We start from the raw sequence: 21,126 nt of genomic DNA, 5'->3' as shown, positions 1-21,126 counted from the left end.
GGGTCAATATGCTTGCGGAATTATCGATAAGACATTTTGCCATTATTGAAGAAGTTACCGTTCCGTTCGAGGATGGATTGACCGTATTGACTGGTGAAACAGGTGCTGGTAAGTCCATCATCATTGATGCAATCGGCTTGTTAATTGGGGGTCGAGGCTCTTCTGAGTATGTTCGACATGGAACGGACAGGGCAGAAATAGAAGGCTTGTTTTATGTCCCTGAAGCGCATCCTGTCATAAGGAAGACGCAAGAGCAGGGAATTGAAGTGTCGGACGGTATGATTGTATTGAAGCGAGATATCACAAACTCAGGAAAAAGCATCTGCCGTATCAACGGAAAGTTGGTCACTTTAGCGATTTTAAGGGAAATTGGTCAAACACTCATTGATATTCATGGACAGCATGAGCATCAATTTCTTTTGCAAAGCGATAAACACTTGAGTTTATTAGACCAATATCTTTCCTCCGACCTTGAACGGACGAAGCAGGAATATATGCAGCTTTACAAGCGCTATCAAGATACACAAGCACAGCTTAAGCAGCTGACTGAAAATGAGCAGGAAATGGCACATCGTATTGATTTGATTCAATATCAGCTTGAAGAAATCGACCAAGCGAAGCTTCAACCGAATGAAGATGAAGAATTGATGGAAGAGAAACAAAAGCTCAATAACTTCGAAAGGCTTTACCAGGCTGTCAATGATGCATACCAGGCCCTTTATGGGGACGGAAAAGGCATAGATATCCTCGGCCTTGCCATGAGCCATCTTGAAAACGTTTCAGATTATGATCAGGCATTGAAGCCGATTGAGGAGACGATTACGAATACGTACTATGCACTGGAAGACGCTTCACACCAGTTAAGGGATTATGTCGATCAAATGGAATTCGACCCGGAGCGTTTAGCGGTCATTGAAGATCGTTTACACGAGATCAATACGTTGAAAAGAAAATATGGGAACACAGTTGAGGAAATTTTAGAATACAGCTCTCGTATTGAGGAAGAACTCCATACATTTACAAATAAAGACGACCGAATTAAACAATTGAATGATGATCTTACTGAGATCGGAAAAGATCTATACTTAGAGGCTGAACAATTAAGTAAATTGAGGAAGCAGGCTGCAAAAAAACTCGAGAAGAAAATCCACCAGCAATTGAAGGATCTCTACATGGCGAAAACCACGTTCGAGGTGTCCTTTACACCATTGAGCGGGTCTTCAAATATCAAAATTGACAAAGACGGACACGAGATACAGCTTAACAAAAACGGTATGGACGATGTGGAATTCCTCATATCGACCAATCCAGGTGAACCGTTGAAACCATTGGTCAAAATCGCTTCAGGTGGTGAACTTTCGAGAATCATCCTTGCGTTGAAAGCCATCTTTTCCAATCAACAGGAAGTGGCTTCCATCATTTTTGATGAAGTCGATACAGGTGTAAGTGGAAGAGTTGCACAAGCGATCGCTGAAAAAATACAGAAGCTTTCTGTCGGATCCCAGGTTCTTTGTATCACACACTTACCACAGGTTGCAGCGATGGCTGACCGGCACCTTTACATACAGAAAAAGATCAAAGGTGATCGTACGTTGACACTCGTCAAACCATTGCCATTCGATGAAAAAGTAAAAGAGATCGCAAGGATGATTTCAGGTGTTGAAATCACTGATCTAACAAAGCGGCATGCTAAAGAAATGATCGAATTTGCAGACGAAGTAAAAATTACCTCATGAAAAGCTATCCATTTAAGGATAGCTTTTTCTTTTGGTTCTAAGTTATAGAAACAACCTTTGAAGGTAAAATTATAAATGCAACCAAAAAAGTTGTAGGGTAAGGAATGAGGAGAGTGACTGAATGAAAAGAGTAAAAATCAGACAATTAGTCGGCATTCTTCTCCTTGGATTCCTCATAAGCTTGGGTTTCATAAAGCCTATTCAGGACTATCTCAGTATTCCAACTGACATAACCGTTTTCCAGGGAGAGAGGTTAACGATAGATCAGAAACACCCCAATGCGACAGTCCATTCTTCTAATGCTGAAGAATCCATCTTGTCGATCGGCAGTATCGAAGACAATCCTCAATCCTTTTCAATAAAAGCGAACCAGGACGGCCAAGATGAGCTTACGATGCAGGTAGCCAATCTTCCGGTCAAGAAGATGAATGTGAAAGTTCTCCCTGAATTCAAAGTGATTCCTGGTGGCCAGAATATAGGTGTTCGATTAAATACAGTCGGTGTGCTGGTTGTCGGACATCATCTTGTAGGTACCTCGCAAGGAGACGTTTCTCCAGGGGAAAAAGCAGGTATTAAAGTCGGCGATATCATTACGAAGATCAATGGGGAAGCCGTACAAAAGCTCAGTGATGTCGGACCGTTTGTCAAAAAGAGTGGTCAAGTCGACCGGCCTCTTACATTGACGATCATCCGTGATAAACAGACGATGGAGAAAACACTGATGCCAGTCAAAGATAAGTCAGACGCCAAATTCCGTATCGGACTGTACATCAGAGATTCTGCTGCTGGCGTTGGAACGATGACCTTCTACCACCCAGAAACAGGAAAATACGGTGCCTTAGGTCACGTAATTTCAGATATGGATACACGAAAACCGATTAAAGTCAATGACGGTCAAATCATCGGTTCGACAGTAACGTCAATTGAAAAAGGCGTTCATGGGCGTCCAGGAGAGAAATTGGCTCGCTTCAAAGAAGGAGAGAAAGTACTGGGAAGCATCTTCAAAAATTCACAATATGGCATTTTCGGAAAGCTTAATGGTCCCATGAAAAATGGCATCATGGATCGACCGTTACCGATCAAACTCTCCCATGAAGTGACCGAAGGACCAGCAGAAATCCTGACAGTCGTTAAAGGAGAAGAGGTCAAAAAGTACGATGTTGAAATCGTCAGCTCCGTTCCACAGAAATTTCCAGCTACGAAAGGTCTGGTTGTGAAAATCACCGATCCTGAACTGCTGAAGGCTACCGGCGGAATCGTTCAAGGAATGAGTGGCAGTCCAATCATACAGGATGGAAAGGTAATCGGTGCTGTGACACACGTATTCGTCAATGATCCAACAAGTGGATATGGCGTACACATTGAATGGATGTTAAGTGAAGCAGGAATTAATATATATGAACGAAATCGAAATGGAGATAAGGTGGCGAGCTAATTTGCTCGCCTTTTTCTATTTTCATTTCCAATTTTAAAGTGTTTTTATATAGCAATCGAAAGTGGTTCTGCTATAATGAATATAAAGAAAATTCGACAAAGAACACGAAAATCTGAGGTGTCAACTATCATTACTGGTCGAAAAATAAAGGAATATGGAGTATGTTAAAGATTAGGATATTTTTTGATAAATTTTTAAAATAATTAAAGGAAATATGAAGTGTGTGCAGAAATCTTACATAAGAGTTAGAAAAGATGCGAGGAGGAACATCAAAGTGCAAAATATTAAAGTGTGTTTAGCAGATGATAACAGAGAGCTTGTGGGCTTGCTTGATGAGTATATCTCCACTCAGGAGGATATGGAAGTCGTTGGGGTTGCTTATAACGGGAAGGAATGTCTTGAATTATTAGAAGAAGAATCGCCTGACGTCTTGGTATTGGATATTATCATGCCTCATTTGGATGGGTTGGCTGTTCTTGAAAATATGCATGAAATGAATTTAAGCTCGAAACCAAACGTCATCATGCTGACAGCGTTCGGTCAAGAGGATGTCACGTCGAAAGCGGTAGAACTGGGTGCTTCATATTTCATCCTTAAGCCATTTGATATGGAGAATCTGACAAACCAAATCCGTCAGATCAGTGGCTCAAAGAAATCATTTGTTAAAAATTCCTCATCATCTACATCTCGTTCGTTTACGAAAGAATACAAGCCGAAAAACCTTGATGCGAGCATCACAAGTATCATACATGAAATCGGGGTTCCGGCACATATCAAAGGTTACATGTACTTACGTGAAGCGATTACGATGGTATACAACGACATCGAATTGCTTGGATCGATCACAAAAGTTCTTTACCCGGATATCGCCAAAAAGTTCAATACGACTGCTTCCAGAGTTGAACGGGCAATCCGCCACGCGATTGAGGTCGCTTGGAGCCGTGGCAATATCGATTCCATTTCAAACCTTTTCGGATACACAGTGAGCATGTCGAAAGCGAAGCCGACGAACTCCGAATTCATCGCGATGGTTGCCGATAAACTTCGAATCGAGCATAAAGCAGGTTGATTCCTCTATAAGTTAGTAAAAAAAGCATCATCTTTTGACGGGATTTCCCGTTAAAGATGATGCTTTTATATTGCAAAAAACAATTTTTATTTTGATCTGACATTTTGATAGGCGGTATTCAGATTTCGGACACGCTTGACGATTTCTGAATTCTTGTTGATGTTATCATTAATGAGTGTTGAGACCATTGATACGTAATAACTGTTCATCGCTTGTTGCTTGTCAAAGACATCCTTGTTTTGTTCTGTATACGTACGGAAATTTTCTTCGAAAAACGGCACACTGAATTGTTCCATCAGGAATCTCCCCCTTTTTTTCTAAACCTCGGTTGTACATTATTCCTCTTCCGGTCACGATAAAAGATAAAACCACCCACAAAACCGAATCCGACAATAAAGAGAAGAACGCCGGCAATTAATTCAACGATAAAGTTTGGAAATGGCGAGTGGACGATTCCAAATAAAGCATCACGGATCAATTTGATCCCCAACACCCCGCCTAACCCTGGAATTAAGAGTATGAGTAGTGCAATAAGTCGTATCATGTCATCCATCCTTTTCTCCGAATTACATTTTACCGATTTTCGTCAGGTCTGTCCATAAGTTTGCGAATACGCTCGACTACAGGTAAAATAAAAGATGTGAAAAATCTTGCATGGTAAAAATAGGGTGTTAAACAATGAAAAATGTCATAATCATCGGCGCGAATAAAGTTGGTACAGCGCTTGTCAAGATTATAAGAAAGTCAAACGCATTGAAATTGATGGCTGTCATCGACCCCGATAAAGAAGCTCCAGCAATTAAGCTTGCGGAAGAGATGGGCATCAGAACATCGGAAGCTTGGCAGGATTTCATCAATGAGCCGATCGACGTCATCATTGAAGCGGCTGGTGATGAAGACATCTTCACTTCGTTGAAGGAAGTGAAGGATCGTCAATGGGTGATCATCCCTTCTTCCGTAGCCACTTTGATTTCTGGGTTAATGGAAGAGCAGGAAAGTCTGATTACGCAACTGTCTAGTCAATCCAGGCTGCAGGACTTAGTGTTAAGCTCCTCACATGACGGTGTCATCGCCATCGATCAAAACCGTAAAATCACCATCATTAATAAGAGTGCAAGAACGATGACGGGTCTTCTTGATGAATCGGCGATTGGCAAGGAAATCACAGAATTGATTCCGAATAGTGAATTGCCTCGGATTTTGAATGATGGTAAGACGGAAGTCAACAAAAAGCAGGTTCTGGATAATGGTCGGAAAATCATCACGACTCGTACACCGATGATTGATGATGAAGGTAAGATCATTGGTGCCTTTGCTGTATTCAAGGATATCACTGAAGTTGTGGAAATGGCTGAAGAAGTGACGAATTTGAAAAGCGTTCAGACGATGCTTGAAGCGATCATCCATTCTTCAGAAGAAGCGATTACCGTCGTTGATGAAGAGGGAAAAGGGTTGATCGTCAATCCGGCATATACGAAGCTTACCGGGTTGAAGTCGGAAGATATTTATGGAAAACCAGCCACAACTGACATATCCGAAGGGGAAAGCATGCATATGCGCGTGCTACGTACCCGAAAGCCTGTCAGAGGTGTCCGCTTGAAGGTTGGACCGAATCGGCGGGATGTCATCGTTAATGTCGCCCCTGTGATCGTAGACGGTAAGCTGAAGGGGAGTGTCGGTGTCATTCATGACATGTCGGAAATACAGTCGCTAACGGCAGAGCTTCAGCGTGCAAGACAAATCATCCGCACATTGGAAGCGAAATATACGTTCTCAGATATCATTGGCGATTCCAAGGAAATGCAATTTGCGATTGATCAAGCAAAATTAGGTGCGACGACCCCAGCGACAGTGCTATTACGTGGAGAATCTGGTACAGGTAAGGAGCTTTTTGCCCACGCCATACATAACAGCAGCAAGTTGAAATATAACCGTTTCGTACGAGTCAATTGTGCAGCCATTTCTGAGTCATTATTGGAAAGTGAGTTGTTCGGTTATGAGGAGGGTGCCTTCTCGGGAGCTCGGAAGGGTGGCAAACGCGGTTTATTTGAAGAGGCAAATGGCGGCAGCATTTTTTTAGATGAAATTGGAGAATTATCAAGTGATACTCAAGCCAAGCTATTAAGGGTACTTCAAGAAAATGAAATTATCCGGGTTGGTGGAACGAAAGCGATACCGATTAATGTAAGAGTCATTGCAGCAACCAATGTCAATCTTGAGAAAAGAATAATTGATGGGTCTTTTCGGGAAGATTTATATTATCGTATCAATCGGCTGCCGATCTTCATCCCGCCGTTAAGAGAGAGGAAGGAAGACCTCGGAGCACTATGCAATCATCTCATTCAAAAGCTGAACCAGGATTATGGCCGAAATATCGAAGGGATAACTGAGGCTGGAATCAAGTACCTTGAAGGTTATGACTGGCCTGGGAACGTACGTGAGCTTGAGAACGTGCTCGGACGGGCGATCATCCATCTGTCTTTCCATGAATCATGGATTGATGTAAAATCCATTCCGGCTCTTACTTCAAACACCAATATAAAGGAACAGAAAGCTTCCAGCCATTCGCCACAGCAATCCCTTCAGGAGCAGGTGGAACAGTTTGAAGAAGAACTGATCAGGGCCACCCTTGTCCAATGTGAAGGGAATAAGACGAAAACCGCGAAAGAGCTCAAGCTTTCATTAAGGAATCTTTATTATAAGTTGGAAAAATACAACATTGAATAAGGTTGCATGCAAAAACCTTCATACTATGAACGAATTTGCACGCCTCTGATCGACAAAAAGTTTGATTTACGGCTGTTTTAAAGTTGGCACGATACTTGCATTAATTAAAAGTGGGCAAAAAAAGTAGAAAGGGTTGAACGAGGTCATGCATTTAGAACAAATCATCGAAGAAGCGACCCGAATGCCAAACCGAACTGTAGCGGTTGCAGCCTCAGAAGATAGCGAGGTCATCCATGCAGTGAAAATGGCAATCGATAAAGGGATAGCATCCTTTCAATTGTTTGGGGATGAAGACCGAACAACTGCGTTACTTAATGAACACGGTCTTCAACAATCTGATCAATTAAAAGTTATTCCTTGTCAAGCACCTGACGAATCAGCTGCGAAGGCAGTCCAAGCTGTCAGCAGTGGCAATGCGGATGTTGTCATGAAAGGGATGGTTTCAACATCGGTCATTTTGAAAGCGGTTTTGAATAAAGAATTTGGTTTAAGGACGGGTAAGGTCCTTTCCCATGTAGCTGCTTTTGAAATCGATGGGTTTGACAGGCTGATCTTTGTAACAGATGCGGCAATGAATATTGCGCCGGATTTGAAACAAAAAGCCGATATTATCCAAAATGCTGTGGACGTTGCGCGTAAACTCGGGGTGGAAACGCCGAAAGTCGCACCAATCACAGCAGTTGAAGTCGTCAATCCATCCATGGAAGCGACGCTTGATGCAGCAGCCTTGAGCCAGATGAACAGCCGAGGACAAATTAAAGATTGTATAGTGGATGGTCCACTTGCGTTAGACAATGCTGTTTCTTTGGAAGCGGCTTCACATAAAGGGATCAGTGGAGAGGTAGCTGGGCAGGCAGATATTCTGCTTGTACCTAACATTGAAACCGGAAACGCTCTTTATAAATCGCTTATTTATTTTGCGAGAGCGAAAGTAGGGGCTGTCATTTCAGGAGCGAAAGCACCGATTGTCCTTACATCTCGTGCAGATACGGCTGAAAGTAAGCTGAACTCGATTGCATTAGCCGTTCGTTCAGTGTAAACGATTGTTCCAGCTTAACTTTAGCTGTTTAGGACGATCAAACGATATATATGATTTTTTAAATTATAAGGAGGAATAGAAAATGGAAATTTTCAAGTATATGGAGCAATATGATTACGAACAATTGGTGATTTGCCAGGATAAACAATCTGGATTGAAAGCGATTATCTGTATTCATGATACGACTCTAGGACCTGCTCTTGGTGGAACGCGTATGTGGACTTATGAAACAGAGGATGCTGCGATTGAAGATGCACTTCGCCTTGCGAAAGGTATGACGTATAAAAATGCTGCAGCTGGTTTGAATCTAGGCGGAGGTAAGACCGTCATCATCGGAGATCCGAAATCGGATAAGAATGAAGAAATGTTCCGTGCATTCGGTCGCTATATCCAAGGATTGAATGGTCGTTACATAACTGCAGAGGATGTTGGAACGACAGTTGCAGATATGGACCTTATCCGTCAGGAAACAGAATTTGTAACAGGTGTATCTCCTGCATTCGGTTCATCTGGTAATCCTTCTCCAGTAACGGCTTACGGCGTTTATCGCGGTATGAAGGCTGCTGCGAAGGAAGCGTTTGGAACAGACTCATTGGAAGGAAAAGTCGTTGCCGTTCAGGGTGTCGGAAATGTTGCATACAACCTTTGTAAGCATCTTCACGAAGAAGGAGCTCAACTGATCGTAACAGATATCAACAAGGAAGCTGTTCAACGTGCAGTAGATGATTTCGGTGCAAAAGCTGTCGATACTGAAGAAATCTACTCCGTGGATTGTGACATTTATGCACCATGTGCCCTCGGTGCCACAATCAATGATGAAACGATTCCTCAATTGAAGGCGAAAGTCATTGCTGGTGCGGCAAATAACCAGTTGAAGGACACGAAGCATGGCGACATGATTCACGAAATGGGTATTGCCTATGCTCCTGACTACGTCATCAATGCAGGTGGCGTAATCAATGTAGCCGATGAATTGTACGGGTACAACCGTGAACGTGCGATGAAGAAGGTTGAATTGATTTATGACAACATCGCTCGCGTATTTGAAATCTCGAAACGCGACAACATCCCGACGTATGCGGCTGCAGACCGTCTAGCAGAAGAACGTATCGAACGAAACAAAAATTCAAGAAGCCAGTTCTTGTTGAACGACCGACACATCCTTTCCCACCGTATCGGTCAATAACACATCATTAAAAAGTATCGTTAAATCACTAAATCTTTAACGATACTTCAGAAATACTCACTTCTATGCTCCTTCTAGTAAAAATGTCCGTTTAAGGGGAGCATAGAAGTATTATTGAAATTAGAAAGTCATCAATGGAGGGTTCCGTTTTGCAACAAAGAGAATATCGTTTACTCGTAATTAATCCTGGGTCCACATCAACTAAGATCGGAATATTTGATGATGAACAGTCCGTGTTTGAGAAGACGATTCGACATGATAATGAAGAAATCAAGGCTTTCGAACACATCATCGATCAATATGAGTTCAGAAAAAATGTCATTTTAGAAACCTTGGATCATGAAGGTATCAATGTTTCCAAGTTAAGTGCGGTCGTCGGTCGTGGAGGGCTGCTGCGTCCGATTGAAGGTGGAACGTATAACGTTAATGACATGATGCTCGAGGACCTTCGTAAGGGATACTCTGGTGAGCATGCCTCAAACCTTGGTGGTATCATCGCTTTTGAGATCGCACAAGGGTTGAACATTCCGTCCTACATCGTAGACCCTGTCGTTGTTGACGAATTGGCACCACTTGCAAGAGTCTCTGGTGTTCCTGAAATTGAACGAAAAAGTATCTTCCACGCATTGAACCAAAAGGCGGTTGCCCGTCGAGTTGCGAAACAAATGGACAAGCCTTACGAAGAACTCCGCTTGATTGTCACCCACATGGGCGGTGGAATTACAGTAGGGGTCCATGAAAATGGAAGAGTTATTGATGTGAATAATGGTCTACACGGCGAAGGACCGTTCTCTCCTGAGAGAGCAGGAACAGTTCCTGTCGGTGATCTCGTATCCATGTGTTTCTCCGGAGAATATTATGCCGAAGAAATCATGAAGAAGCTGGTAGGTAACGCAGGATTCGTCGGATATCTCGGAACCAACGATGCGGTTGAAGTGGAAAAGAGAATCGAAGAAGGCGATGAGAAAGCGAAATTGATTTATGAAGCGATGGCCTATCAGGTTGCAAAGGAAATCGGTGCGGCGAGTGCTGTCTTACATGGAAAGGTCGATGCGATCATTCTGACAGGCGGTCTTGCGTACGGAAAAGATTTCGTCAATCAAATCACCGAACGGATTGAATGGATCAGTGATGTCATCGTCCATCCGGGTGAAAACGAACTTCAAGCTCTAGCTGAAGGTGGCTTGCGCGTTCTTCGTGGAGAAGAAGAAGCAAAAGAGTACCCGAATCAACCAGTCAAACAGAGCATTTAACGAAAGGGGAATAAATCATGGCTGAGAATTATGATCTCGTCATCCTCGGTGGAGGAACAGGCGGTTATGTAGCAGCAATTCGAGCGTCCCAGCTTGGATTATCCGTTGCGATTGTAGAAAAAGGTAAGCTAGGTGGAACGTGCTTGCATAAGGGATGTATCCCAAGTAAAGCGTTACTTCGAAGTGCAGAAGTCTTTGCCACTGCGAAAAAAGGTGAAGAATTCGGAGTTATTGCGAAAGATGTTGCACTGAACTTTGAAAGAGTCCAACAACGGAAGCAAGGCATCATTGATCAGCTTCATAAAGGTGTCCAACACTTAATGAAAAAAGGAAAAATCGACGTATATGAAGGACATGGTCGTATTCTAGGGCCATCCATCTTTTCTCCGATGCCAGGAGCTGTTTCTGTTGAGTATAACAACGGAGACGAAAACGTAATTCTTGTACCGAAGAACCTTCTCGTATCTACAGGTTCACGTCCAAGAACATTGCCTGGGCTTGAAATTGATGGAGATCTGGTTATGACATCTGATGAGGCGTTAGAACTAGAAGAGCTTCCATCCTCCATCATCATTGTCGGCGGTGGTGTTATCGGAATCGAGTGGGCTTCCATGTTCATCGATTTCGGATTAGACGTAACGGTACTAGAATATGCAGATCGTATCGTACCTACGGAAGACAAGGAAATTTCTAAGGAAGCGACACGCATCTTGAAGAAGAAGGGCGTCAACATCGTCACAGGTGCAAAAGTGCTGCCTGAAACCCTTGAAAAAGGGGAAGGCGTAACGATCAAGGCTGAGCATAAAGGTGAAGAAAAATCCTTCTCAGCTGATAAATTGCTCGTATCTGTCGGTCGTCAACCGAACGTCGAAGATATCGGACTTCAAAACACTGAGATTCAAGTGGAAAAAGGTGCAATCCAAGTGAATGAATACTTCCAGACGAAGGATTCCCACATTTATGCGATCGGGGATGTCATCGGTGGATTGCAATTGGCGCATGTTGCTTCTCACGAAGGAATTGCTGCTGTTGAGCACATGGCTGAACAAAATCCACATCCACTCGATTATACGACCATTTCAAAATGTATCTATTCAAACCCTGAAATGGCAAGTGTCGGTTTGACTGAAGATGAAGCGAAAGAGCAAGGATACGATGTCAAAGTCGGTAAATTCTCGTTCAAAGGGATTGGTAAAGCACTTGTTTACGGTCAATCCGACGGTTTCGTCAAATTGATTGCGGATAAAGAAACGAATGACCTGTTAGGTGTCCATATGATTGGACCGCATGTAACAGATATGATTTCTGAAGCAGGACTAGCTAAGGTATTGGATGCTACACCATGGGAAATCGCCCATTCTGTCCATCCACACCCGACTTTATCAGAAGTGATCGGGGAAGCAGCACTTGCAGTTGATGGAAAGGCGATTCATAACTAAAGAAAGATTTTCAAGGAGGGTAATGTGATGGCCGAAAATCGTCATGAAAGACTAGGTTTATCTGATGAAGATGTATTGAAAATGTATGAAACGATGTTGATGGCAAGAAAGATCGATGAAAGAATGTGGCTATTGAACCGTGCTGGGAAAATCCCATTCGTCATCTCTTGTCAAGGACAAGAAGCAGCACAAGTAGGTGCAGCGATGGCGCTCGATAAAGAAAAGGATTATGTCCTTCCTTACTACCGCGACATGGGTGTTGTCCTTCACTTCGGTATGACAGCACGTGACCTGATGCTTTCCGGATTTGCGAAAGCGGAAGACCCGAACTCTGGCGGACGTCAAATGCCAGGTCACTTTGGGCAAAAGAAAAACCACATTGTCACTGGATCTTCTCCAGTAACGACACAGGTCGGACATGCAGTTGGCATCGCACTTGCAGGTAAGATGGAAGGAAAAGATCTTGTCACATTCACAACATTCGGTGAAGGTTCATCCAACCAGGGTGATTTCCATGAGTCTGCAAACTTTGCGGGAGTACATAAGCTTCCGGTCATCTTCATGTGTGAAAACAATAAGTACGCAATCTCCGTTCCAGTTTCCAAGCAATTGGCTTGTGAAAAGGTATCCGACCGTGCAATCGGTTACGGAATGCCAGGTGTGACGGTTGATGGAAACGACCCACTTGCAGTTTATGAGGCAGTGAAAGAAGCAGCTGACCGCGGACGTCGTGGTGAAGGTCCTTCCTTAATCGAAACGGTTTCTTACCGACTGACTCCTCACTCGAGTGATGACGACGATCGTGCTTATCGTGAGCGTGAAGAGGTAGAAGAAGCGAAGCAAAAAGATGCCTTGATTACTTTCAAGAAGTACCTTGAAGAACTCGGTCTTTTAACGGAAGAAAAGGCGAAAGAAATCACTGAACGCATCGAGAAAGAAGTGGACGAAGCAACGGATTACGCTGAAGAAGCGCCGTATGCTGACGCTGAAAGTGCGCTCAAATATGTGTATGCGGAATAGGGGGACGAACATATGCCAGTAATTTCTTATATAGATGCAGTAACTCAAGCTTTACGCGAAGAAATGGAACGTGACAACAAAGTATTTGTTCTTGGAGAGGACGTTGGTGTGCGAGGCGGCGTATTCCGTGCCACTGCAGGTCTTTATGAACAATTCGGTGAGGATCGTGTCATCGATACACCACTCGCAGAATCTGCAATCGCTGGAGTTGGTATCGGAGCTGCAATGTACGGCATGCGTCCAGTCGCTGAGATGCAATTTGCAGACTTCATCATGCCAGCAGTGAACCAGATTGTTTCGGAAGCAGCGAAAATTCGCTACCGTTCAAACAACGATTGGCACTGCCCGTTGACAATCCGTGCGCCATACGGCGGAGGTGTCCACGGTGCACTTTACCACTCTCAATCGGTTGAAGCACTTTTTGCAAATATACCAGGTTTGAAGATCGTCATGCCTTCAACACCTTATGATGTAAAAGGATTATTGAAAGCGGCAATCCGTGACGACGATCCTGTCCTATTCTTCGAGCATAAGCGTGCTTATCGTCTGATCAAAGGAGAAGTTCCTGAGGACGATTACACACTACCGATCGGAAAAGCGGATGTAAAACGTGAAGGAGAAGACATTACCGTCATCACTTACGGATTGGCTGTGCACTTTGCGCTTCAAGCAGCTGAAAAGCTTGAAAAAGACGGCTATTCTGCACACGTTCTTGACCTACGTACCGTTTATCCATTGGATAAAGAAGCAATCATCGAAGCGGCATCCAAGACAGGAAAAGTATTGCTTGTAACGGAGGATAACAAAGAAGGAAGCATTATGAGCGAAGTTTCTGCCATCATTGCAGAAAACTGCCTATTCGACTTGGATGCACCGATCCAACGTCTTGCAGGACCAGATGTACCGGCAATGCCATATGCGCCTACAATGGAAAAGTATTTCATGATCAACCCTGATAAAGTCGAAAAAGCTATGCGTGATTTAGCAGAATTTTAATCTCCAAGGAGGGAAACGAAATGGCAACAGAAAAAATTACCATGCCCCAGCTTGGTGAGAGTGTAACAGAAGGTACAATCAGTAAGTGGCTCGTTCAAGTTGGAGATGAGGTAAAAAAATACGATCCAATTGCGGAAGTCATGACCGATAAAGTAAACGCAGAAATTCCTTCTTCCTACTCAGGTAAGATCAAGGAACTCGTTGCTGGCGAAGGTGACACACTTGAAGTAGGAGAGCTCGTCTGCTATATCGAAACTGAGGGCGGAGCAGGTGCGGAAGCGAAAGAAGAGGCTCCAACTGAAGCAGACCCAGTAGAAGATGCATCAGCTGAAGATACGCCGAAAGAACAAGCACCTAAGAAAGAAAAGCCGAAGCAGCCGAAGACCGGTAAAGCTCGTTACTCTCCTGCAGTGATGAGCATGGCTCAAGAGCACGATATCGATTTAGATCAAGTGGAAGGGTCCGGCCGTGAGGGTCGTATCACCCGTAAAGACCTACAGAAGTTGATCGACTCTGGCAACATTCCAAAGGCTGGAGATAAGCAGAAGGAAGACGCAGCTCCTGCACCTGAAAAAGCAGCAGAGCCGAAAGCAGAAGCACCAGCAGCAGCGGCATCCAAGCCAGCTTCTAAACCGATGAACATTCCGGTTGAGCCTGGTGACGTCGAAATCCCTGTAAGTGGCGTCCGTCGTGCGATTGCAGACAACATGGTCCGCAGTAAGCATGAAGCACCACATGCATGGATGATGATGGAAGTTGACGTAACGAACCTGGTTGAATACCGTAACAGTGTGAAAGGCGACTTCAAAGCGAAAGAAGGATACAACATCACTTTCCTTCCATTCTTCATTAAAGCAGTCGTTGAAGCATTGAAAGAATTCCCAATGATCAACTCCATGTGGGCTGGCGATAAGATCGTTCAGAAGAAGGACATTAACATTTCAATTGCGGTTGCAACCGAGGATTCTCTCTTCGTACCGGTCATCAAAAATGCGGATGAGAAGAGCATCAAAGGAATTGCTCGCGAAGTGAACGACTTGGCAACGAAAGTCCGTACTGGAAAACTTTCAGGTGAAGATATGAAGGGCGGAACATTCACAGTGAACAACACTGGTTCATTCGGTTCCATCCAATCGACGCCGATCATCAACTATCCGCAAGCTGCGATCCTTTCGGTTGAATCGATCGTGAAGCGTCCGGTTGTTATGGATAATGGGATGATTGCAGTACGTGATATGGTGAACCTCTGTATGTCACTGGACCACCGTGTACTAGACGGATTGATCTGCGGAAAATTCCTATCCCGCGTCAAAGAAATCGTCGAAAACACAACAAAAGAAAATACATCCATTTATTAATCAAAAAAAGAAGTACAGCACTCTTATGCTGTACTTCTTTTTATTTTGCATCTAGCTCGTAATGATTGATTAACTCCGTGACCTTATCTGGTAATTGTGCTCGGGAACGATTCAAAAATTCCAAGATCTCGTTCTTTTTACGATCGGACACATTCCAATCAGATGGGATGGAGTCTAAAATTTGTGTATACGTTTCATCGGGTAATGCTATAATTTTATTTGAGAAAGCTCTCAATTCATCAGGGTGCACGGCTAAAGAAGCGCACCATCTATGGACTTGCACTTTATCGTTCATTAATGGCAATGAGAGATCTGCAAACACATGTGTATGGTCGATCAGATGAAAATAATACATCTCATTTCCACGTTCCTCCAAAAGAATGTTTTTCCGATGTCGGTCTTTGTTCCCGATCCACGCATCAAATACAAGCAGAGCAGGACCGTCTTTATGATTGATGACTTGGTCACGATCTGGAGGCGTTTCTGGAAGTCCGATGCCATCAATGTATTTGCTGCAAAACTGCGTTCCAGATTTGAAACGATTTTTGAACAACTGCCGGTGCTTGATGATAAACGGTTTTGAAATCTCAGACACTTGAAATGGTACGATAGGCAACTCCAAAGCTTCAGCCAGCTTGCCGGCCAGATATTCTTTTACAATGTATCCTGTACCGAGTAAGGCATGCTTAAACTTCACGACATATTCATCGCCATCGTCGAAAGCTATGATTTGTGGGCGAGTGAACCCTCTTAATTCCCGGATGACCTTGCCTGGTGTCCCCATCCGATGTCCCCCTTACGCCTAATAACTTCATAAAACAAGGAGATCCAAATATTCTGGCTCCCCTTTTTTAAACATTTATTCAGCTGCTCCTGAACCACCGCGTTGATCTCGATTGCCCCAATACTGGATTCCGACGATTTTTCTGCAATCAACTGTAACTGGAAGGTCTAAATTTTGAGAACGATTTGGATCTTCACTCACAAACGTTGCAGCGCACAACTCTTCATCGAAGCACATGAATTTCAATACTGCTGCAGTTGATGTTGGATCTGTCGTCGTAATCAGGAAGTAGTCGTCACCGAATGTGATTCGGACACGATCACCTACATTCAATTGCTTTACGAGCGCACATCCAAAAGAATCACATTTCTTTTTCTTGGATTTTTTACAACCCCAGTTATCATCTGAGAATAAACTCATAACCCCACCCCCATTTCTTTGATTTATATAGTTTATTAACGTTCTCTTTAGGATGGATGGTGAAGTACCTAGTTAACCTAAAGTTTGTACGTTTACCCACCTCCTGTCTTTTTGAGTTCTAATGAAAAATGGGAGAAGGAAAGTTAATGAAAATCTAGAAATTGATTAAGCAGAATGTATGATGTCCCAAAACGATGAGGTTAGGTGTATGATAAATTTCAGTACAGAGCTGGATTTAGAAACGGTTTCTCAATTCATTGCAAGATTAAACAAACAACCTGAACACCACGTTGGCTATTGTGGTGATCAGCCAAACGAAATTCTCCATGCACTTTTCAACGATTTTTCAGATTTTCCACTGGAACAATCCATGGTAGCTGCTTATGAAAATGATAGGATGATTGGTGTGTTAGGAATTGATATCGATGAAAAAACGCTTGAAGGGGAATTATGGGGGCCTTTCATTGTACATGAAAATTGGATTGACGTTGCGAGCGAAATGTTGCGACATCTAAAAAGGAATAGTCCAATCTCCTTGAAAAGACTTCATGGATTTTATAACGTCAAGAATAAAAGGGCGCACACATTTATGAAAGGACTCGATGCGGCCAAGAAACACACTCACGCCATTCTGAAGGTAACGCGTGATACCATGCTCCCAATGCAGCAAACTAATCAAGAGATCATTGAACTGACTGATGACTATTTCGAGGATTTCAGCTCTCTGCATGATGAAACCTTCAAGGATACATACTACTCAAGCCAAGAGATCATTGAACGGATTGATGATGAAAAAAAAGTATTCATTGCCGTTGAACAAGGCAAGGTGCTAGGATATGTCTATTGTGAAGCTACACCTTCCTTTGCGGCAGGTGATATCCACTTTATTGGGGTTTCACCTTCTTATCGAAAGAGAGGGCTTGGTCGGAGCTTGATGCGGAAAAGTCTATCCTTCATGTTCAGTTTTCCAGAGATCGATGAAATCATCTTATGTGTCGGAACCCGAAATGAAAAAGCCTATAATCTATATATACAATCAGGCTTTACTGAAGAGCATCGGCTTGTGGCCTATCAGCTTGAATTGGGTAGAGTGGAGAGTCACGGTTGATCCTACTGAATGCTCTGTTAGCTTTTATTGTTGATATTCTATAGAAATTACAAGCGTCCGCTTGAAGCTTTTCAACATCAACAACAGTCTTTAACAGAGCTTTTTTAAAAGGACAAAAGTGGTTGACCATGGGGTGCACCACATCGTTTATGATGAATTAGAGGTGGCAATCATGTACAAGATTAGTGAGTTTTCGAGAATGACGGGTTTGAGTAAGGAGACGTTACGGTATTACGCTGAAATCAAGCTTCTTGAACCTGTTTATATCGATCCGCGTAATCATTACCGCTATTATGATAATGGATCTTATTTGGTAGGAAGACTGTTAGTTTACTTAAGGAAATTCAATTTCACGATTCAAGAAATGCTGGAAGTTGTGAATGATGAATCGTTTGAGAATCTTGAACGGTTAATACGAATGAAGAGGCAAAACTTAGTGGAAGAAATCCAACGATTACAATCGATCATTGACGAGATGGACGATTTCTTTGAGTTAAATAAAGGAGATGAGGAAAATGCTTAGTTGGCACGAAGAAAGAGTGATACCTGTAAACATTGAAGTGATTTGGGAGCTGTTTGAAATTGATAACTTGAGCCGGATCATGCCGAATGTTGTAGAAACGAAAGTGCTGGAGAAGAAAGAAGGCGTTGTTGGAACAACCTATCAACAAAAATATAAGGAAGGAAAACGGATCGAAACCTATATCGTAGAAGACCTTGAGTATGAAAACACACCTGATAAGAAACATAACAAGATCGGGTTCACCCTGGCGAAAGCGTTCGAAGTTGAAGCATCCTTCACACTTATTAAAGAGGGTGAGGATGAAACCCGCTTCATTTACAAAGGACAAAATAGAGGGTTGAACTTTTTAGGGAAAACCTTATTGAAGCTAGGCGGTAAGAAGAACAACCAGAAAGTCGTGGATGATTTTATGGACCGCGTAGAGGAAGAGGCACTAAAAGAAAAGCAATCCAACGTAAGGTAAGGAATCTTTAATGAATGAACAAAGAGGATGAGTGTATTCCACTCATCCTTTTCATGCTTATTTTAATCGTTCGAAATTCGGGAACAATTGATCTGCCTCCGATAAAGAAGATAATTGCTTCATGTCAGCAACTTCCATCATTTTTTCCCAAAGTGTCATTACTTGTTCAGATTGATGGGCTGCGTCTTTAGCTGCAATCGACTTCCATTGGAAGAGCTCTAAATATGTACCATTTTCACTCTTAAGAAGAACTGGCTCGAATTCCGTAATTAGTCCCTCGCGTCGTAGCAGTGGGGTGTGGTCTTCAATGATTTTCAGCAATTCGTCTTTTTTCCCCTCTTTTGGTTGATAAAGTGCAATCGCAAAACTTGAACTTTCCACTACATACACTCCTTTAGGTTCGTTAGTTTAAGCGTAATCTGAAGTCTTTCAAATGTAAACAAAAAGATGAACATGTTTGTTCATCTTTAACAAAAGTCTTCACCATTTTCAGTACCCCATTTATGCATTTCTTTCAATATGGGCATAAGGGTCAAACCCCTTTCTGTTATCGAGTACTCGACTCTTGGCGGGATTTCATCAAATTGTTTTCGAGAGATGAACGCATCCTCTTCCAATTCTTTCAGCTGTTGGGTCAACACTTTATGGGTCACACCAGGTAGAAGCCGTCTCAATTCATTGTATCGGTAAGTGCCATCCATACTTAAGTGCCATAAAATGACCGTCTTCCATTTGCCACCAATCTTTTTCAAGGTATATTCAATCGCACATTTCAATTTTCCTTCATCATCGACTTGAATTGTATCTGTCAATTTATTTTCAACTCCTTACTTACCTAAAGGTTAGTTTCTCACAAAAAAGTGCATTCTTACATAAATGAATCTTACTGATTTATAATAATCATTGTCAAAAGATAAACAGGAGGGAATTCATATGTATCCGTACCCAAGAACATTTTCACATATCGGTTTATCCGTGCCTAACCTTGAAGAGGCAGTCAAATTCTACACAGAAGTCTTTGGTTGGTATGTCATTATGGAACCAGCTGAGGTTCATAACGATGATACGCCGATCGGACAAATGTGTCGCGATGTGTTCGGGAATGATTGGGAGAAATTCCGAATCGCCCATTTAGCGACAGGAGACAAGATCGGGGTTGAACTATTCGAGTTCCCACACAACGAGGATCCAGAAAACAACTTTGAATACTGGAAAACAGGATTGTTCCATTTCTGTATCCAGGATCCTGATATTGAAGGAATTGTAGAAAAGATCAAGGAGTATGGTGGAAAACAACGGATGCCGATACGAGAATACTACCCAGGTGAAAAGCCGTATAAGATGGTTTACGTCGAGGATCCATTCGGGAACATATTTGAGATCTATACACACAGCTATGAATTGACGTATTCAGAAGGCGCATACTAATGGCACAATAACAGGATGACCAGTTTAAATGGTCATCCTGTTTTATTTTTCAGATTGTGTAAAAATCAGCATGTCTACGGCTTGAAAATCGTAATGATTACGATATAATAGAAAATGCTTTTATTTATTAAGTAATGTGAATTGAAAGGGGAACATTCATTGAGATTTTCAAAGTTAATTACAGTTTTATTTCTATTCTCAATGTTGATTGCAGGATGTAGTCCTGATGATACTGACAAATCCGATGGAAAAGATGAAGGATTGACGATCTATACGTCCATATATCCGCTTCAATATTTTGCTGAACGGATCGGCCAGCATAACGTTGACGTGAAGTCGATCATCCCTCCAGGAGCAGATGGTCATACGTACGAACCGACAACAAGGGAACTGGTGAAGGTAGCGGAATCTGACATGCTTATTTATAATGGGGCTGGATTTGAAGGTTTCGTCGAAAAAGCGAAAGAATCGTTGAAAAAGCAGGATGTCGTTTTTGTCAACGCATCAAGAGACATACAGAGCAGTGGACATGAAGAAGAGAATCATGAAGAAGAGAATCATGAAGATGGGAATCATGAGGAAGATGAGCATGGACATGAAGAGGCTCACGGACATGGTGACGTCGATCCTCACTTTTGGTTAGACCCGGTCCAGGCGATTCAAATGGCCGAAACGATCAAGAAGGAAATGATTGCTCTTCACCCAGAGAAAAAAGATGAATTTGAAGCCAATTTCCAACAATTGAAAAAGGATTTAAGCGACTTGGATCGTGACTTTAAAGAACTCGTTGAAAATGCAAAGCGGAAAGAGTTTATCGTAGCTCACAGTGCCTATGGGAAGTGGGAGAGATATGGCCTTAAACAAATTTCCATTGCAGGATTATCACCATCACATGAACCTTCTCAAAAAGAGATACAAGCGATCATTGATTATGCGAGAGAAAATGAAGTGAAGTATATCATCTTTGAAAAGAACTATACATCAGATGTCGCTGAAATGATTCAAAGGGAAGTCAAAGCGGAGAAGTTGTATTTGAGCAATTTGGAATCCTTAACGGAAGAACAGGTCCAGAACAAAGAGGATTATCTCAACATCATGTATGATAACCTCGATACGTTGAAAACCGCTTTAAATTAAACGGA

At 42.6% G+C, this 21,126-nt stretch carries 22 protein-coding genes; 16 read left to right on the top strand and 6 right to left on the bottom strand.

The annotated features are described in order from the left end of the window. Positions 1-8: 8 nt before the first annotated feature. From recN to spo0A, 3 genes are all read left to right on the top strand, one after another. Complete coding sequence (recN, locus tag V1497_RS11680) at positions 9-1,736, top strand: DNA repair protein RecN (RefSeq protein WP_349407729.1); 1,728 nt, start codon at positions 9-11, stop codon at positions 1,734-1,736. 121 nt (positions 1,737-1,857) lie between these two features. Next, positions 1,858-3,171: a SpoIVB peptidase gene (spoIVB, locus tag V1497_RS11675; RefSeq protein ID WP_349407728.1), complete on the top strand. Its 1,314-nt coding sequence runs from the start codon at positions 1,858-1,860 to the stop codon at positions 3,169-3,171. 274 nt (positions 3,172-3,445) lie between these two features. Further along, entirely contained in the window at positions 3,446-4,240 is a 795-nt protein-coding gene (gene spo0A, locus V1497_RS11670) for a sporulation transcription factor Spo0A (protein ID WP_349407727.1), read from the top strand. 86 nt (positions 4,241-4,326) lie between these two features. Here the strand turns inward: spo0A and yvfG are convergent, their stop codons facing one another. After that, positions 4,327-4,536, bottom strand: a complete 210-nt coding sequence (gene yvfG, locus V1497_RS11665; protein ID WP_349407726.1) for a protein YvfG — start codon at positions 4,534-4,536, stop codon at positions 4,327-4,329. Further along, entirely contained in the window at positions 4,536-4,784 is a 249-nt protein-coding gene (locus tag V1497_RS11660; protein WP_349407725.1) for a DUF2627 family protein, read from the bottom strand. The genes yvfG and V1497_RS11660 overlap by 1 nt, the downstream gene beginning before the upstream one ends. Before the next feature lie 134 nt (positions 4,785-4,918). Between V1497_RS11660 and V1497_RS11655 the strand changes: the two genes are divergently transcribed. The 8 genes from V1497_RS11655 to V1497_RS11620 all read left to right on the top strand — a co-directional run bounded on the left by V1497_RS11655 (position 4,919) and on the right by V1497_RS11620 (position 15,258). Beyond that, complete coding sequence (locus V1497_RS11655) at positions 4,919-6,967, top strand: sigma 54-interacting transcriptional regulator (protein WP_349407724.1); 2,049 nt, start codon at positions 4,919-4,921, stop codon at positions 6,965-6,967. A gap of 145 nt (positions 6,968-7,112) precedes the next feature. Then, positions 7,113-8,006 carry a phosphate butyryltransferase gene (yqiS, locus tag V1497_RS11650; protein ID WP_349407723.1) on the top strand — a complete coding sequence of 298 codons (894 nt, stop codon included), beginning with the start codon at positions 7,113-7,115 and terminating at the stop codon, positions 8,004-8,006. 82 nt (positions 8,007-8,088) lie between these two features. Further along, positions 8,089-9,192 carry a branched-chain amino acid dehydrogenase gene (bcd, locus tag V1497_RS11645; protein ID WP_349407722.1) on the top strand — a complete coding sequence of 368 codons (1,104 nt, stop codon included), beginning with the start codon at positions 8,089-8,091 and terminating at the stop codon, positions 9,190-9,192. A 134-nt stretch (positions 9,193-9,326) separates the two neighbouring features. Then, the gene (gene buk / locus V1497_RS11640; protein ID WP_414703562.1) at positions 9,327-10,445 is read left to right on the top strand and encodes a butyrate kinase; all 1,119 of its coding nucleotides are present in this window, start codon (positions 9,327-9,329) and stop codon (positions 10,443-10,445) included. 17 nt (positions 10,446-10,462) lie between these two features. Further along, on the top strand, positions 10,463-11,884 hold the full coding sequence (gene lpdA, locus V1497_RS11635; RefSeq protein WP_349407720.1) for a dihydrolipoyl dehydrogenase: 1,422 nt from the start codon (positions 10,463-10,465) through the stop codon (positions 11,882-11,884). A gap of 27 nt (positions 11,885-11,911) precedes the next feature. After that, positions 11,912-12,904, top strand: a complete 993-nt coding sequence (locus V1497_RS11630) for a thiamine pyrophosphate-dependent dehydrogenase E1 component subunit alpha (RefSeq protein ID WP_349407719.1) — start codon at positions 11,912-11,914, stop codon at positions 12,902-12,904. Positions 12,905-12,916: 12 nt separating this feature from the next. Next, a complete protein-coding gene (locus tag V1497_RS11625; protein WP_349407718.1) occupies positions 12,917-13,900 on the top strand; it encodes an alpha-ketoacid dehydrogenase subunit beta in 984 nt (327 codons plus the stop codon). A 20-nt stretch (positions 13,901-13,920) separates the two neighbouring features. Then, on the top strand, positions 13,921-15,258 hold the full coding sequence (locus V1497_RS11620) for a dihydrolipoamide acetyltransferase family protein (protein WP_349407717.1): 1,338 nt from the start codon (positions 13,921-13,923) through the stop codon (positions 15,256-15,258). Between the two features lie 40 nt (positions 15,259-15,298). Here V1497_RS11620 and V1497_RS11615 read toward each other — a convergent pair whose 3' ends face one another. Beyond that, positions 15,299-16,042 (bottom strand): HipA family kinase, encoded by a 744-nt coding sequence (locus tag V1497_RS11615; RefSeq protein ID WP_349407716.1) that lies wholly within the window; start codon positions 16,040-16,042, stop codon positions 15,299-15,301. A 75-nt stretch (positions 16,043-16,117) separates the two neighbouring features. Further along, complete coding sequence (locus tag V1497_RS11610; RefSeq protein WP_349407715.1) at positions 16,118-16,462, bottom strand: hypothetical protein; 345 nt, start codon at positions 16,460-16,462, stop codon at positions 16,118-16,120. 208 nt (positions 16,463-16,670) lie between these two features. Between V1497_RS11610 and V1497_RS11605 the strand changes: the two genes are divergently transcribed. The 3 genes from V1497_RS11605 (at position 16,671) to V1497_RS11595 (ending at position 18,556) form a co-directional block, all read left to right on the top strand. Next, a complete protein-coding gene (locus V1497_RS11605; protein ID WP_349407714.1) occupies positions 16,671-17,570 on the top strand; it encodes a GNAT family N-acetyltransferase in 900 nt (299 codons plus the stop codon). A 172-nt stretch (positions 17,571-17,742) separates the two neighbouring features. Continuing rightward, positions 17,743-18,093 (top strand): MerR family transcriptional regulator, encoded by a 351-nt coding sequence (locus tag V1497_RS11600; protein ID WP_349407713.1) that lies wholly within the window; start codon positions 17,743-17,745, stop codon positions 18,091-18,093. After that, positions 18,086-18,556 (top strand): SRPBCC family protein, encoded by a 471-nt coding sequence (locus V1497_RS11595; RefSeq protein ID WP_349407712.1) that lies wholly within the window; start codon positions 18,086-18,088, stop codon positions 18,554-18,556. The genes V1497_RS11600 and V1497_RS11595 overlap by 8 nt, the downstream gene beginning before the upstream one ends. A gap of 57 nt (positions 18,557-18,613) precedes the next feature. Here the strand turns inward: V1497_RS11595 and V1497_RS11590 are convergent, their stop codons facing one another. Continuing rightward, a complete protein-coding gene (locus V1497_RS11590) occupies positions 18,614-18,937 on the bottom strand; it encodes a hypothetical protein (RefSeq protein WP_349407711.1) in 324 nt (107 codons plus the stop codon). An 86-nt stretch (positions 18,938-19,023) separates the two neighbouring features. After that, the gene (locus tag V1497_RS11585; protein ID WP_349407710.1) at positions 19,024-19,368 is read right to left on the bottom strand and encodes a helix-turn-helix domain-containing protein; all 345 of its coding nucleotides are present in this window, start codon (positions 19,366-19,368) and stop codon (positions 19,024-19,026) included. Between the two features lie 121 nt (positions 19,369-19,489). On the opposite strand from V1497_RS11585, the gene V1497_RS11580 reads away from it, so the two are divergent. Next, the gene (locus V1497_RS11580; protein WP_349407709.1) at positions 19,490-19,984 is read left to right on the top strand and encodes a lactoylglutathione lyase family protein; all 495 of its coding nucleotides are present in this window, start codon (positions 19,490-19,492) and stop codon (positions 19,982-19,984) included. Between the two features lie 159 nt (positions 19,985-20,143). Beyond that, complete coding sequence (locus tag V1497_RS11575) at positions 20,144-21,121, top strand: metal ABC transporter solute-binding protein, Zn/Mn family (protein WP_349407708.1); 978 nt, start codon at positions 20,144-20,146, stop codon at positions 21,119-21,121. The last annotated feature ends 5 nt before the right edge of the window (positions 21,122-21,126 follow it).

The organism is Pseudalkalibacillus sp. SCS-8 (assembly GCF_040126055.1).
Lineage (GTDB): Bacteria > Bacillota > Bacilli > Bacillales > Fictibacillaceae > Pseudalkalibacillus > Pseudalkalibacillus nanhaiensis.
This window is presented reverse-complemented; position numbering and strand designations above follow the sequence as displayed.